Consider the following 14,211-nt stretch of genomic DNA (forward strand, 5'->3'; position numbering starts at 1 on the left):
ATTACCCGCCAACCTCCTGAAATCGCCCGGGACGCAGGACTGTTCCCCACGCCGCAGGATCGGTTCCCTCTCCACGCATTCGGCCAGTCCGGACGCGCCCTTCGGTGGAGCGAGATCGAACTAATATGGGTACGGAGGAAGCGAGGGGGACAAGTTTATTTTGGATCACGCCCCGGCACCCTCTGCCTCCCTCTGTCTGGCAGCCTTCATTTCTGCAATGAAAATTTCGATATCCGGCACAATCAGCGCGATGAGTTTATCCGCCGCCTTCTGCTTTCCTTCCGCTGCATCAGTATTCATTTTCTCCCAATAACCATCACCTTCCGAGGAGTGCACTTTGTATTGTTTGACTGTGCTTTTGCCGGAAGAGGCAATTTGCATGGCGACGTCGAGGTAATACTGCTGAAGGTGAGGGTTGTGCGAGGTCTGGACGAAGGCCAGAACGATGACGACATCTGTCATTTCGCCGGCGGGAACTACGGTCTTCATTTTGAGAAGACCAAGGCGTGTCAGCTCCGCACTCAAGGATTCAGTGAAGACCCGCTGGTCGGCTTCATTGAAATGAAGGTTGGGGTAGGGACCTGTCTCCATCGGCATGAAAAGACCAGGTCCGATATAGACCATCGTACTGCCGTTTGCGCCTTCAACCACGCCCGTGAATAGTTGTACGATGCCGGTCATGTCGGATTGGGTCGCTACAGATTGCTTATAGGAAACGCTGCGCAGGTTCGGATCAACGCATCCGCCCAGAAGCATGTTCAGTGCTAATAGCGTAACAACACTCGCGGTTCGCAACATTTTCCCCCCGGATACTGGTTCAACGATCGAACCAGTATCCGCCGGGGAAAATTAAGCCGCAAGGAAATCTAGCGAGCGTATGGCGTTCAACTACAGCCGCTGGTCCCGCCGCAGGTGTCGCATTTCAGGCAGGTGCCGTTGCGCACCATGGTGAAGTTGCCGCATTCACTGCAGGCTTCGCCCTCATAGCCCTTCATGCGCGCTTCGACGACACGCGACATGCCCGCACCGCCCGAAGATCCGTTGCCTGACGAGGTCCGCGAAACGGAGCTGACAGCCATTGCGCCGGAGACCTCGCCCGATCCCGAACGCATCAGAGCGCCGGCCGCCATGACTTCGGCCTTCACCGTCTGGTCGCGAACGGCGGGCGTCGCGACCGCTTCGGCCGTCTCCGCGCGCGCTTCCGCTGCGGCGCCACCCATATTCGAATTGCGCACGAGATAGAGGTTCCCCATCTGCGCCATGCGCGTATAGCCGGGGCTGACGACAGACGCTGCGGGAAGTGCGGGCGCCTTGCCTTCGTCGGCGCCATCACCCATCGCGTCGAAGGCCATTTCCTTCGGATCGACATGGCCGAGGTCCGAACGTCCGAGATAGGAGACGGCCAGTTCGCGGAACACATAGTCGAGGATCGAGGTCGCGTTCTTGATCCGGTCATTGCCCTGCACGAGACCCGCGGGCTCGAAGCGCGTAAAGGTGAAGGCCTCCACATATTCTTCCAGCGGGACGCCATATTGCAGGCCGAGCGACACGGCGATGGCGAAATTATTCATCAGCGAGCGGAAGGCCGCCCCTTCCTTGTGCATGTCGATGAAGATCTCACCGATCTGCCCGTCGTCATATTCGCCGGTGCGCAGATAGACCTTGTGGCCGCCGACCAGCGCCTTCTGCGTATAGCCCTTGCGGCGATCCGGCAGGCGGTCGCGCGTCTTTTCCGAGGCGACCACGCGCTCGGCAAGCTCCATCGCGGCGCGTTGCGCGATGACGCGGGCGCGCTCCTGTGCAGGCTGCGCGACGAGTGTCTCGACGGCGCTTTCCTCCTCGTCATCCTCGATATCGTCGTCGAGAAGCTGGGAGTTCAACGGTTGTGAAAGCTTGGAGCCGTCGCGGTAGAGTGCATTCGCCTTGAGCGCGAGTTTCCAGGACAGCAGGTAGCTCTCCTTGCAATCCTCGACGCTTGCGCTGTTCGGCATGTTGATCGTCTTGGAGATGGCACCCGAGATGAAGGGCTGCGCCGCCGCCATCATGCGGATATGGCTGTCGACGGAGAGGTAGCGCTTGCCGATACGGCCGCAGGGGTTGGCGCAGTCGAAGACGGGCAGGTGCTCGTCTTTCAGGCCCGGCGCGCCTTCAAGTGTCATCGCGCCGCAGACATGGAGGTTCGCCGCGTCGATTTCCTGTTTCGTGAAACCGAGGGCCGCCAGCATGTCGAAATCGAGATCGTCCATCGCGTCGGCATCGAGGCCGAGTGCTTCGGTGCAGAAGTCCTCGCCGAGCTGCCACTTGTTGAAGGCGAAGCGGATGTCGAAGGCCGTTGCCAGCGCCTTTTCGATGGCATTGATCTTGTCCGGCGTGAAGCCGCGCTCCATCAGCCGCTCATGATTGACGCCCGGCGCATTGGCAAGCGTGCCGAGGCCGACGGCGTAATCGACGATGGCCTCGATCGCCTTGTCGCCGTAGCCGAGTGTGCGGAGCGCCTGCGGCACCGCGCGGTTGATGATCTTGAAATAACCGCCGCCCGCGAGCTTCTTGAACTTCACCAGCGCGAAGTCCGGCTCGATGCCCGTGGTGTCGCAATCCATGACGAGGCCGATCGTGCCTGTCGGCGCGATAACGGTGGTCTGCGCATTGCGGTAGCCATAGCGTTCGCCCATCGAAACCGCGAGATCCCATGAGGCGCACGCATGATCGACAAGGTCGGGCTGCGGGCAGGAGGCTGCGTCGAGCGGCACGGGATAGACGCTCACTTGTTCATAGCCGCCATTGAGCCCGTGCGCCGCGCGCGCATGGTTGCGCATGACGCGGAGCATGTGATCGCGGTTTTCCTCAAAGCCTGCGAAGGCGCCAAGCTCCTTGGCCATCTGCGCCGAGGTCGCATAGCAAACGCCGGTCATGATGGCGCTGATCGCACCCGTGAGCGAACGCGCCTCGCGCGAGTCATAGCCAAGGCCGCAGGACATGAGCAGGCCGCCAATATTGGCAAAGCCAAGGCCGAGCGTGCGGAACTTGTAGCTCCGTTCCGCGATCTCGCGGCTCGGGAATTGCGCCATCAGCACCGAGATTTCGAGCACGATGGTCCAGAGTTTCACGGCATGCTCGAAGGCTTCAACATCGAAGCGCCCGTCCGCATCGCGGAATTGAAGCAGGTTGAGCGAGGCGAGGTTGCAGGCCGTATCGTCGAGGAACATATATTCCGAACACGGATTGCTCGCGCGGATCGGGCCGGAGGCAGGGCAGGTGTGCCAGTCGTTGATCGTCGTGTGATACTGGATGCCGGGGTCCGCGCTCGCCCATGCGGCGTGGCCGACCTGGTCCCAGAGTTCGCGCGCCGGGAGCGTCTTCGTCGTACCGCCGGTCAGGCGGCTCTTCAGCGACCACTCTTCGTCCTGTTCGACGGCGCGGAGAAACTCGTCGGTGACGCGCACAGTGTTGTTCGAGTTCTGGCCGGAAACGGTCAGATAGGCTTCCGAATCCCAATCCGTGTCGTAAACGCGGAAATCGATTTCCGTATAGCCCTGCTTCGCGAACTGGATCACGCGCTGGACATAGTTCTCCGGCACATGGCTTTTGCGCGCGGCGATCACCTCCCGCTTGAGAGCGGGATTCTTCTTGGGGTCGAAACAGTCGCCGCCATCGCCTTCGCAGTTCACGCAGGCGCGCATGATGGCGTTGAGGTGCCTCTGGTTGATCTTCGAGCCGGTGACGAGCGCCGCCACCTTCTGCTCTTCCGTGACCTTCCAGCTGATGAAATCCTCGATATCCGGGTGATCGATATCGACAATGACCATCTTCGCCGCGCGCCGCGTGGTGCCGCCCGATTTGATCGCGCCCGCCGCCCGGTCGCCGATCTTGAGGAAGCTCATCAGGCCGGAGGACTTGCCGCCGCCGGAGAGGGACTCGTTCTCGCCGCGCAGGCTGGAGAAATTGGAGCCCGTGCCCGAGCCATATTTGAAGAGCCGCGCCTCGCGCACCCACAGATCCATGATGCCGTTCTCGTTCACGAGATCGTCGTTCACGCTCTGGATGAAGCAGGCATGGGGCTGCGGAAATTCATAGGCTGTCCGGGTGTGAGCCGTCTCGCCGGTTGCCGGGTCGGTCCGCCAGTGGCCCTGCGCCGGGCCGTCGATGCCATAGGCCCAGTGGAGGCCGGTGTTGAACCATTGCGGGGAGTTGGGCGCCGCGATCTGGGCCGCCAGCATGAAGCGCTGCTCGTCGAAGAAGGCGCGCGCGTCGGCCTCGCTGTCGAAATAGCCGCCCTTCCAGCCCCAATAGGCCCATGTGCCCGCCAGCCGGTCGAAGACCTGCCGCGCATCGCGCTCGGGGCCGAAGCGGTCTTCCTCGCGCAGTGCCGCCATCGCGTCATGGTCCGGCTCGTGCCGCCACAGGAATTCCGGTACGCCATCTTCCGGTACCGCCTTCAGCAGGGCCGCGATGCCCGCCTTGCGGAAATATTTCTGGGCCAGCACGTCGCAAGCGACCTGGCTCGAGTCGGCCGGCACGGCGATGTCCTGGAGATTGAAGACGACCGAGCCGTCCGGATTGCGGATCTCGCTCGTCGTCGTCCTGAACTCAATGCCTTCGTAAGGCGACTGGCCCTCGACTGTGAAGCAACGCTGGATACGCATCTGGCCCCCGGATTCTCGCTATGCATTTGCTGCCTCGGGGGAGAGGAAGGAGCACGCATGCCGGGCTCGCCCGGCACACATCGGAGCGTACTTCACCATTGCGCCGAGCCATTCTGGAGCAACCTTTCAAGTGGTTGATTCCATTTGGCTTTCGTCGCTGAGCCGTTAGCTCTTTGTGGTGCCCGCCTGTTGCTGCTGCCTCATCCCCTGAGGGAAACCAAATCCTAGGGAGGATGGGCGGCAGGCGTCAAGCCAAAGACGCAAGATGTAGATGCCGCAGGCATCCGAGCCACAGGATGCGGTGGCGATTTCATCCGAATCGAGCGGTTAACAAAATTTCGCCGGTTAACAGAGCGGAAACCCTCGATCTGATATCACTGTCGAAAGGCTCGATACCCAGAATAGGTGGAGACGCAGTGTGGGCGAGGTGAGTACAGCATTCGGCAAGGAGCTCAAGTCGCTGAAAATCCTGATGGTCGAGGACAATGGCAGCATGAGGCTGCTGTTGCGGACCATGCTCCATACCTTTGGCATCACCAATATTCTCCAGGCGCGCGACGGCACGGCCGGTCTTGCAGAGCTGCAAATCCACGACGTCGATCTGATTATCACGGACTGGGAAATGGAGCCGATGAACGGCCGCGATTTCATTACCCGGATACGCGCCGTGGGCAACGAGCCCGTTTGCTTCACCCCCATCATTCTCCTCACCGGGCACGCCTCGCGCGGCCTTCTCACCGAAGCCTTCGAGATCGGTGCGACCCATCTCCTTGTGAAGCCGGTGACGCCGGCAAGCCTTCTCAGCCGCATCCAGTGGGTGCTGAATGACGACCGCCAGTTCGAGCGGGCAGGCGGCATCTATCGCCAGCCCATGCTCATCCATGAGCGCGAGGGCCTTCGCCGCACACGCACGGCAAGCCAGACCACATGGGCTCTCGAATAAGCGGCCGGAAGGCTGGACCAGCCCCTCTCCCGGTGCCATATTCGGCCCGCTTTCCCGCCCCCTTCGGGCCGGAATCGTGATTATAATGGCAGCTCTCCCGCGGCATGCAGGGATGCGCCGCTCGCTTACTCAACGGGATCGTTCCATGGGCTTGTTTTCGGAAATCTTCGTCTGGTGGCAGGGGCAGACCATGGGCACCCGCTTCTACACCTGGCGCAAGGGCAGGCTCGTCGGCGAAGACGGGCAGGGCAATCGCTACTACGAGGCGAAGGATGGCCGCGAGATCGGCGGTTATCAGCGCCGCTGGGTGATCTATAACGGTCTTGCCGAGGCCTCCCGCGTACCGCCGGAATGGCACGGCTGGCTCCATCACACCGTGGATACGCCGCCCGGGGAGCAAAGCTATGTGGCGCGCGAATGGGAAAAGCCCCACATGCCGAACCTCACCGGCACGCAGCACGCCTATCGCCCGGCGGGCAGCCTCCACAAGGATGCCCGCCGGCCGCAGGCCACGGGCGACTATCAGGCATGGCGCCCCGAATAGGCAGCCGCCGCATCATTTGATTCCGGGTTATCGGGGACGTCTATGCAAAGCAATCTCGTCGAAACGCTGATCGGCACCGTGGTCGTCGCGGTGGCCGCCGTCTTCCTCTTTTACGGCTACACCAGTTCAGGCATGCGCAGTGCTGCGGGCTACCACGTGGATGCGGCTTTCAGCTCCGTCGACGGGCTTGCGACCGGCGCCGATGTCCGCCTCTCCGGCATCAAGATCGGCACGGTGGTGAAGCAGTCGCTCGACCCCGAAACCTATCAGGCGGTTGTCACCCTCGACATCGCACCCAACGTGAAGCTGCCCGACGACAGCAGCGCCAAGATCACGAGCGAAGGCCTTCTCGGCGGCTCCTATATTTCGGTTACGCCCGGCGGCAGCGAGGAACTCCTCACCGAGGGCGGCGAGATCATGTTCACGCAAGGCTCCGTCGATCTCATGAGCCTCATCGGGCAAGCCGTCTTCTCCGCCTCGGATAGCGGCGACAGCAAGTAATCCTTCCCGGAGAGTGCCGATGCGTTTCCTCATTCCTTCGGCAGCAGGCCTCGCCTTCCTCGCGCTCGGCGCGGGACCGGCGCTGGCCGAGAAATTTCCCGTCGCCGTCTTCAACGGCCTCGACAAGATTACCGCGCGCGTGAGCGCCTTCGAGGCGCAGGTGAACGAGCCGGCAACCTTCGGCACGTTGCAGGTGCTGGTACGCGCCTGCGACAAGAGTCCGCCGGAAGAAACCCCGCGCACCGCCGCCTATGTCGAAATCCGTCAGATTGAACGCAAGGGTGCGACGGCGGCGGACCCGAATGCGGGAACCGGGTTGCAGCCCGCGCCGATCTTCTCCGGCTGGATGTTCGCCGAGAGCCCGGGCCTCAACGCCCTCGAACATCCCGTCTACGATATCTGGGTGACGGACTGCAAAACCTCGCCAGGCGATGCGTCCAGCGGCAGCGAATAGAAGTCCGCATCCTCGTCCGTGGCGTCGAACAGCCGCACCCGATATTCATCCCGAGGAATTTCGATCGCGCCGAACTGGCTGAGATGCGAGGTCACGAATTGCGTGTCGAGCAGGCTGAAGCCGCCGCGAATGAGCCGTGCCACGAGATAGACGAGCGCTACCTTGCTCGCATCCGTCGCCCGGCTGAACATGCTCTCCCCGAAAAAGGCCCCGCCCAGCGACACGCCATATAGTCCGCCGACAAGCAGACTGCCCTGCCAGCATTCGACGGAATGCGCGTGGCCGTTCTCATGCAGCTCGCAATAGAGATCGACGATCCTGTCGTTGATCCATGTGCCGTCGCGACTGGGCGCAGCCTCCGCGCAGCCGAGCATGGTCTCGCGGAAGGCCGTGTCGATGCGGACATCGAAGGGAGCTTGCCGGATGGTACGGCGAAGCCGTTTCGGTACGTGGAAGCTCTCCAGCGGCAGGATGCCCCGCGCTTCCGGGTCGATCCAGTAAAGCTCTGGATCGTCGCGCGACTCCGCCATCGGGAACACGCCATAGGCATAGGCGCGAAGCAATACTTCGGCGTCAATCTCGCTCATCTCGTTTCCGCAAATCCCTGCCCGTGGAGCAGACCCGGCGAACCTAGCGAAGATCGCGATGAAACGGTAGCGCCAGGTTCGCCCGGTTCATTCTAACGCCGATCTTTTGCCGCCTCGGGGAGTTTTTTGCATTCTCGTGTGACTTGCCGGACGCGCGATACGCAATCGCTGTCCCCGCCGAGGCCAAGCTGCGAGGCCAAGCTGGATGTTTGGTATGAGGGTGGCGAGCGGCGCCGCCAGCAGGCCAAGCGCGACAGCGCCCAGTCCCCGTGAGCCAGGGTGCGCGCGGGTCCAGCGCAAGAAGAACCCGCGAACGCCGCTACCGTTCCCGAACTTCTCTCCGGTCCGGTCAGCCCTGCTGTTTTTTCAGAAAATCTTCCAGCCAGTGAATGTGATACTCGCCATTGATGAAGTCCGGCTCGTTCACGAGTTCCTGGAAGAGCGGGATCGTGGTCTTGATCCCGTCGATGACGAATTCATGCAGTGTCCGGCGAAGACGCATCATGCATTCGTTGCGGTTGCGTCCGCTCACCACCAGCTTGCCGATCAGGCTGTCGTAATAGGGCGGGATGCGATAGCCCGAATAGACCGCGCTGTCGACGCGCACGCCAAGCCCGCCCGGCGTATGGAAGTCCTTGATGGTGCCGGGCGACGGCGCAAAGGTCTTGGGGTCTTCCGCGTTGATGCGGCACTCGATGGCGTGACCGTTGAACTGAACATCTTCCTGCCGGAAGCTCATCTCCATGCCGGCGGCGATGCGGATCTGCTCGCGCACGAGGTCGATGCCCGTCACGGCTTCCGTGATCGGATGTTCCACCTGAAGGCGTGTGTTCATTTCGATGAAGAAGAACTGTCCCTCCTCATAGAGGAACTCGACCGTGCCGACGCCAAGATAGCCGAGGCCCTTGATCGCGCGTGAAACGATGCCGCCGATTTCCTCGCGCTGCTGCGCATTGAGCGCGGGCGAGGGGCATTCCTCCAGCACCTTCTGGTGGCGGCGCTGCAGCGAACAGTCCCGCTCGCCCAGATGCGCCACATTGCCGTGGCTGTCGGCAATCACCTGCACCTCGATATGGCGCGGCTGGCCGAGATATTTTTCCATGTAGAGCGAGTCGTCGCCAAAGGCGGCCTTCGCTTCCGAACGTGCCGTCGAAAGCGCGGAAGAAAGCTCGCCCTTTGAGCGCGCGACCTTCATGCCGCGACCGCCGCCGCCCGCCGCCGCCTTCACGAGCACGGGATAGCCCGTCTCCTCAGCGACCTTGTAGGCTTCTGCGTCGGTGGTGATTGCGCCATCCGAACCGGGCACACAAGGAATGCCGAGCTTCTTCGCCGTGACCTTTGCCTGAATCTTGTCGCCCATCAGGCGGATATGATCGCCGCTCGGCCCGATAAAGGTGATGCCATGCGCCGCGAGAATGTCGGCGAATTTGGCATTCTCCGACAGGAAGCCATAGCCGGGGTGAACCGCGTCCGCGCCGGTGATTTCACAGGCCGAAATGATCGCCGGAATATTCAGATAGCTTTCGCTCGCGGGCGCCGGGCCGATACAGACGCTTTCATTGGCGAGGCGGACATGCATCGCGTTTGCATCCGCCGTCGAATGGACCGCAACCGTCTTGATGCCCATTTCGCGGCAGGCGCGGTGGATGCGCAGCGCAATTTCGCCGCGATTTGCAATGAGGACCTTTTCGAACATGCGCGGCGGCCCGTCCCTTATTCGATCACGAAGAGCGGTTCGCCGAACTCGACCGGCTGGCCGTCATCGACGAGAACAGCGGTGAGCTTGCCCGAACGCGGCGCGGGGATGTGATTCATGGTCTTCATCGCTTCGATGATGAGGATGGTCTCGCCTTCGCTGACCTGCTTGCCTGTCTGCACGAAGGCCGGTGCGCCGGGCTCGGGCGAAAGATAGGCCGTGCCGACCATCGGCGAGGCGACAGCGCCGGGATGCGCGGCCGCATCGGCTGCCGTGGGCGCTGCCGCTGCCGCGGGGGCCGCCGCCGGGGCCGGGGCTGCCACATGCGTCACCGCCTGCGCCACCTGCCGCGCGACGCGCAGCTTGAGCCCGTCCGTTTCGATTTCGATTTCGCTGAGGTCCGTCTCCGTGAGGAGGGCGGCGAGTTGCCGGATCAGTTCCTGGTCCACACCTGCTTTGCTCATCTCGCTCTTCTTGCTTTCCTGTTTACTCGCGGACTTGCCGTCTTTGGGGCTGACTTTGGGATCGTTCGGGGGCTTCGTTGCCAAGGCGTCTGACCTCTTACAGTTTGCTTTTCACGGCTTCGAGCGCGAGATCGTAGCCGATCGTGCCGAGACCGCAGATGACGCCCGTGGCGACGGATGAAATGGTCGAATGGTGACGGAAGCTCTCGCGTTTGTAGACATTCGAGATATGAACCTCGATCACCGGGATGTTGTCGAGTGCCGCCAGCGCATCGTGGATGGCGATGGATGTGTGCGAATAGGCGCCCGCATTGAGGATCACGCCCGCCGCGCCTTCGCGCGCCTCGTGAATCCAGTCGACCAGCTCGCCCTCATGGTTCGACTGGCGGCAGTCGGCGGTGAGGCCGAGCGCCTCCGCCCTGGCACGCACCTGGCGTTCGATGTCGGCAAGCGTGGTCGAGCCATAGATTTCCGGCTCGCGCTGGCCAAGCAGGTTCAGGTTCGGCCCGTTGAGAACGAACACCGGCTTAGCCGTGCTGGAACTGGATTTGGCCATCGGATCGAGGACTTCCGTCTCGGGGCGTCTCGGGCGCGTTTGAACTCGTGGAGGGGAGGGTATCGGGCGGCAAAAGGGCGAAAATATGGTCCCCTTGGCCCCCATCCGCCCCCGAATCGTGGACTTCTTTATACGCAACTCCCCCCGTCAGGAAAAGCCTTGTAAGCCCAATGGTTTGAGGGTGCCGCAGGGGAGGGACCGCAGAGGAGGCGGGCGCTCCGGCAAGTTGCCTTGAACTTGGGGCTTCCCTCACCCATTATCCCGCCAATGAAGAGGCGTTAAGGACGATATGAAGCTCACGGTGAACGGCGAATTGCGCGAGGTGGAAAGCCCCATGACGGTGCTCGGCCTCGTCGAGAGCTTCGGCCTCCAGCCCCGGAAGATCGCGGTCGAACGCAATCTCGAAATCGTGCCCCGCTCGGCCTATGGAGAGGTCGGCTTGCGCGAGGGCGACCGCATCGAGATCGTGAATTTTGTCGGCGGCGGCTGACAGGCGCTTTCCCAGGCGAAGCGCCATATCGAAATCCGGGTGCTGCGGTTCGCCGCCCCGAAAAGCGACCGGAAAGACGACCAGAAAACGGAGTAAATGAAGTGACGGAAGCGGCAGCGCGTATCGAGACACCGGCCACGGATGGCGACGACGAATTCATTGTCGCGGGCCGCAAGCTCAAGTCGCGCCTCATCGTCGGCACGGGCAAATATAAAGACCTCGCGCAGAACGCGGCGGCCGTCGAGGCCGCTGGCGCGGAGATCGTGACCGTCGCCGTGCGCCGCGTGAACGTCACCAACCCGGACGAGCCCATGCTCGTCGACTACATCGATCCGAAGAAAGTGATCTATCTGCCGAACACGGCAGGCTGCTATACGGCGGAAGATGCCGTGCGCACGCTCCGCCTCGCGCGTGAGGCAGGTGGCTGGAACCTCGTGAAGCTTGAAGTGCTGGGCGACCAGAAGACGCTTTATCCCGACATGATCGAAACGCTGCGTGCCGCCGAAGCCCTGCTGAAGGACGGCTTCGAGGTCATGGTCTATTGCACCGATGATCCGATCATGGCGAAGAAACTGGAAGATATGGGCTGCTGCGCGATCATGCCGCTCGCCGCGCCCATCGGCTCCGGCCTTGGCATCCAGAATCCGATCAACATTCGCCTGATCGTCGAGCAGTCGAAAGTGCCGGTGCTGGTCGACGCGGGCGTCGGCACGGCGTCGGACGCCGCCGTCGCGATGGAACTTGGCGTCGATGGCGTGCTGATGAATACGGCGATCGCGGAAGCGAAAGATCCGATCAAAATGGCCCGCGCCATGAAGCTCGCGGTAGAGGCCGGTCGTCTCGCCTATCTCGCGGGCCGCATGCCGAAGAAGAAATATGCGGACCCGTCATCGCCCATGGGCGGGCTGATCTAGGCTCAGCGGAACAGCACCAACGGCACCTTGCAGGAGCGGATCATCTCGGTCGTCGTCGAGCCGATGATGAGGTTGCGGATATGCGAGTGGCCGTATGCCCCCATCGCGACCAGATCGATATTGAGCGCCTCCACATGCTGCGCAATGGCGCTTTCTGGTCCGCCGGTTGCGACGAAGGTCTTGGCCTCGCGCCCTGCGGCCGTGAGCTTCGCGCAAGCCTCGTCGAGCTTGCCGCGGAGCGCGGACGAGCTGTCGCCCGCCATCAGCAGGTGGCATTCGAGGCCCTCGTAAAGCGGGTTCTCTGCGATATGGGCAACGGCTTTCAGGCTGCTCGCGCCGCCGTCGAAGGCGATGAGGAGCCGCTTGGGTTCGCGAAAACTGCGCGCCGCGATGAAGACGGGCTTGTGACTTGCGCGCACGATGCGCTCGATATTCGAGCCGAGATGCAGCTTTGCAAAATCCGCCGCCTCGCCGCGCTTGCCGATCACCAGTATATCGGCCTCGGCTTCCGCTTCCGCCGCTTCCACCAGAACGTCGCCGATGCGCAGCCGCGTCCTGACGTCGCTCACGCCCGCTTCGGCGAGCACGGCTTTTGCGTCGTCGAGAATGGCGCGGCCGCGCTGCTGTTGCAGCTTCGCGCGCTGCTCGTCGAGCCTGGTCAGTTCTTCGAGAAGCGCCGTGCGCGCACCGAGCGCGATGCTGCCGCTGAGGTCGGCGGCTTCCGTGCCTTCGCGCCGCCCCAGCACATGCAGGAGTTCGACGCTTGCGCCCATGCGTGTCGCGATCCAGGCCGCGTTTTCGCAGACGCTGTGCGAATAGGCCGAACCGTCCACAAGCGCGACGATTTTCTTCGTCATCTCCATTCCTCCCTCAATGTCCCATCAGCTTTTCGAGTGCGCCGGGTTTGTCGTGAATGGCGAGCCTGTCGACGATGGTCTCGCTCGCTTCGTTGAGCCCCACGATCTCGACCGTGGCGCCGTCGCGGCGGAATTTCAGCACCGCCATGTCGAGCGCGGCGACGCTCGAAATATCCCAGATATGCGCGCGGCTGACATCGATGACCACGCGCTCCAGCGCCTCCTTGAAGTCGAAAGCGGCGAGAAAATCATCAGACGAGGCGAAGAATATCTGCCCCTCAACGATATAGACGCGCTCGCGCCCGTCATCCGAAAGCGTGGAGGTGACGCGGAAGATTTGCGCGATCTTCCATGCGAAGAAGAGGCCGGAAAGCAGCACGCCGACAAGAACGCCGATGGCGAGGTTATGTGTGAAGACCACGGTGGCGACAGTTGCGACCATCACGGCGGAAGAGCTCCGGGGATGGTGGCGCAGGTTGCGGATCGACGACCAGCTGAACGTGCCGATGGACACCATGATCATGATGGCGACGAGGGCCGCCATCGGGATCTGCTTCACCCAGTCGCCCAGCACCACGATCATGAACAACAGGAAGATGCCCGCGCAGAAGGTGGAGAGCCGGCCGCGCCCGCCCGATTTCACATTGATCATCGACTGGCCGATCATCGCGCAACCGGCCATGCCGCCGATGAAGCCCGTCGCCGTATTGGCGATGCCCTGGCCGATACATTCCTGGTTCTTGTCGCTCGGTGTGTCGGTGAGATCGTCGACGATGGAAGCAGTCATCAGCGATTCAAGCAGGCCCACTGCCGCCACTGCCGCCGAGTAGGGCAGGATGATCATGAGCGTTTCGAGCGTGAAGGGGATTTGCGGAATGAGGAACACCGGCAGCGTCGAGGGCAACTCGCCCATGTCGCCCACGACGCGTATATCGAAGCCGAAATAGATCGCGATGCTCGTCAGCACGATGATGCAGATGAGCGGCGAGGGGATCGCCTTTGTCAGCAGCGGAAACAGATAGATGATGGCGAGCCCCGCCGCGACCATCACATAGGTAAGCGCGGGCACGCCGATAAGCTCCGGCAATTGCGCCATGAAGATGAGGATCGCCAGTGCGTTCACGAAGCCCGTCATCACGGAGCGCGAGACGAAACGCATCACGTAACCGAGCTTGAGGAAACCGGCCGCGATCTGCATGAGCCCGGCGAGCACCGTCGCAGCGAGCAGATATTCGAGCCCGTGGTCTCGCACCAGCGTCACCATCAGAACGGCGGTCGCCGCCGTCGCGGCGGAGATCATGCCGGGCCGCCCGCCCGTGATCGCGGTGATCACGGCGATGGAGAAGGAGGCATAGAGCCCGACCTTCGGGTCGACGCCCGCGATGATCGAAAAGGCGATGGCTTCGGGAATGAGCGCAAGGGCGACGACGAGACCGGCGAGAACATCGCCGCGAATATTGCCGAACCATTGCTGGCGATAGGCGCTGACTGAGAACATTGAAATCCGGAAAACTGGAGACACAGAAAAGGCGACAGCGCGAACCGGCAAGGGTTCGGCGCGG

General features: G+C 62.4%; 14 protein-coding genes. 6 read left to right on the forward strand and 8 right to left on the reverse strand.

Going from position 1 to position 14,211, the window contains the following annotated elements; all coding sequences use genetic code 11:
- Positions 1–165 precede the first annotated feature (165 nt).
- Positions 166–798 (reverse strand): hypothetical protein, encoded by a 633-nt coding sequence (locus tag ABJO61_RS16630; RefSeq protein ID WP_348324408.1) that lies wholly within the window; start codon positions 796–798, stop codon positions 166–168.
- Between the two features lie 86 nt (positions 799–884).
- Entirely contained in the window at positions 885–4,643 is a 3,759-nt protein-coding gene (locus ABJO61_RS16635; protein WP_348324410.1) for a vitamin B12-dependent ribonucleotide reductase, read from the reverse strand.
- A 418-nt stretch (positions 4,644–5,061) separates the two neighbouring features.
- On the opposite strand from ABJO61_RS16635, the gene ABJO61_RS16640 reads away from it, so the two are divergent.
- The 4 genes from ABJO61_RS16640 to ABJO61_RS16655 all read left to right on the forward strand — a co-directional run bounded on the left by ABJO61_RS16640 (position 5,062) and on the right by ABJO61_RS16655 (position 7,085).
- Complete coding sequence (locus tag ABJO61_RS16640) at positions 5,062–5,586, forward strand: response regulator (RefSeq protein WP_348324412.1); 525 nt, start codon at positions 5,062–5,064, stop codon at positions 5,584–5,586.
- A gap of 145 nt (positions 5,587–5,731) precedes the next feature.
- The gene (locus ABJO61_RS16645; protein ID WP_348324415.1) at positions 5,732–6,130 is read left to right on the forward strand and encodes an NADH:ubiquinone oxidoreductase subunit NDUFA12; all 399 of its coding nucleotides are present in this window, start codon (positions 5,732–5,734) and stop codon (positions 6,128–6,130) included.
- A gap of 42 nt (positions 6,131–6,172) precedes the next feature.
- Positions 6,173–6,631, forward strand: a complete 459-nt coding sequence (gene mlaD / locus ABJO61_RS16650) for an outer membrane lipid asymmetry maintenance protein MlaD (protein ID WP_348324417.1) — start codon at positions 6,173–6,175, stop codon at positions 6,629–6,631.
- 19 nt (positions 6,632–6,650) lie between these two features.
- A complete protein-coding gene (locus tag ABJO61_RS16655) occupies positions 6,651–7,085 on the forward strand; it encodes a DUF2155 domain-containing protein (protein ID WP_348324419.1) in 435 nt (144 codons plus the stop codon).
- Here the strand turns inward: ABJO61_RS16655 and aat are convergent.
- From aat to aroQ, 4 genes are all read right to left on the reverse strand, one after another.
- A complete protein-coding gene (gene aat, locus ABJO61_RS16660; RefSeq protein ID WP_348324421.1) occupies positions 7,022–7,672 on the reverse strand; it encodes a leucyl/phenylalanyl-tRNA--protein transferase in 651 nt (216 codons plus the stop codon). The genes ABJO61_RS16655 and aat overlap by 64 nt on opposite strands.
- A gap of 349 nt (positions 7,673–8,021) precedes the next feature.
- Positions 8,022–9,368, reverse strand: a complete 1,347-nt coding sequence (gene accC / locus ABJO61_RS16665) for an acetyl-CoA carboxylase biotin carboxylase subunit (RefSeq protein ID WP_348324423.1) — start codon at positions 9,366–9,368, stop codon at positions 8,022–8,024.
- A gap of 17 nt (positions 9,369–9,385) precedes the next feature.
- Positions 9,386–9,832, reverse strand: a complete 447-nt coding sequence (gene accB / locus ABJO61_RS16670; protein WP_348324425.1) for an acetyl-CoA carboxylase biotin carboxyl carrier protein — start codon at positions 9,830–9,832, stop codon at positions 9,386–9,388.
- A gap of 97 nt (positions 9,833–9,929) precedes the next feature.
- On the reverse strand, positions 9,930–10,388 hold the full coding sequence (aroQ, locus tag ABJO61_RS16675) for a type II 3-dehydroquinate dehydratase (RefSeq protein ID WP_348324427.1): 459 nt from the start codon (positions 10,386–10,388) through the stop codon (positions 9,930–9,932).
- Between the two features lie 289 nt (positions 10,389–10,677).
- Between aroQ and thiS the strand changes: the two genes are divergently transcribed.
- Entirely contained in the window at positions 10,678–10,878 is a 201-nt protein-coding gene (gene thiS, locus ABJO61_RS16680) for a sulfur carrier protein ThiS (RefSeq protein WP_348324429.1), read from the forward strand.
- A 122-nt stretch (positions 10,879–11,000) separates the two neighbouring features.
- Positions 11,001–11,792: a thiazole synthase gene (locus tag ABJO61_RS16685; protein ID WP_348324576.1), complete on the forward strand. Its 792-nt coding sequence runs from the start codon at positions 11,001–11,003 to the stop codon at positions 11,790–11,792.
- A gap of 2 nt (positions 11,793–11,794) precedes the next feature.
- Here the strand turns inward: ABJO61_RS16685 and ABJO61_RS16690 are convergent, their stop codons facing one another.
- Together ABJO61_RS16690 and ABJO61_RS16695 are read right to left on the reverse strand one after the other, a co-directional pair.
- A complete protein-coding gene (locus ABJO61_RS16690) occupies positions 11,795–12,649 on the reverse strand; it encodes a universal stress protein (RefSeq protein WP_348324431.1) in 855 nt (284 codons plus the stop codon).
- A 13-nt stretch (positions 12,650–12,662) separates the two neighbouring features.
- On the reverse strand, positions 12,663–14,147 hold the full coding sequence (locus ABJO61_RS16695) for a SulP family inorganic anion transporter (protein ID WP_348324433.1): 1,485 nt from the start codon (positions 14,145–14,147) through the stop codon (positions 12,663–12,665).
- Between the last annotated feature and the right edge of the window lie 64 nt (positions 14,148–14,211).

Source organism: Parvibaculum sp., assembly GCF_039973015.1.
Classification (GTDB): Bacteria; Pseudomonadota; Alphaproteobacteria; order Parvibaculales; family Parvibaculaceae; genus Parvibaculum.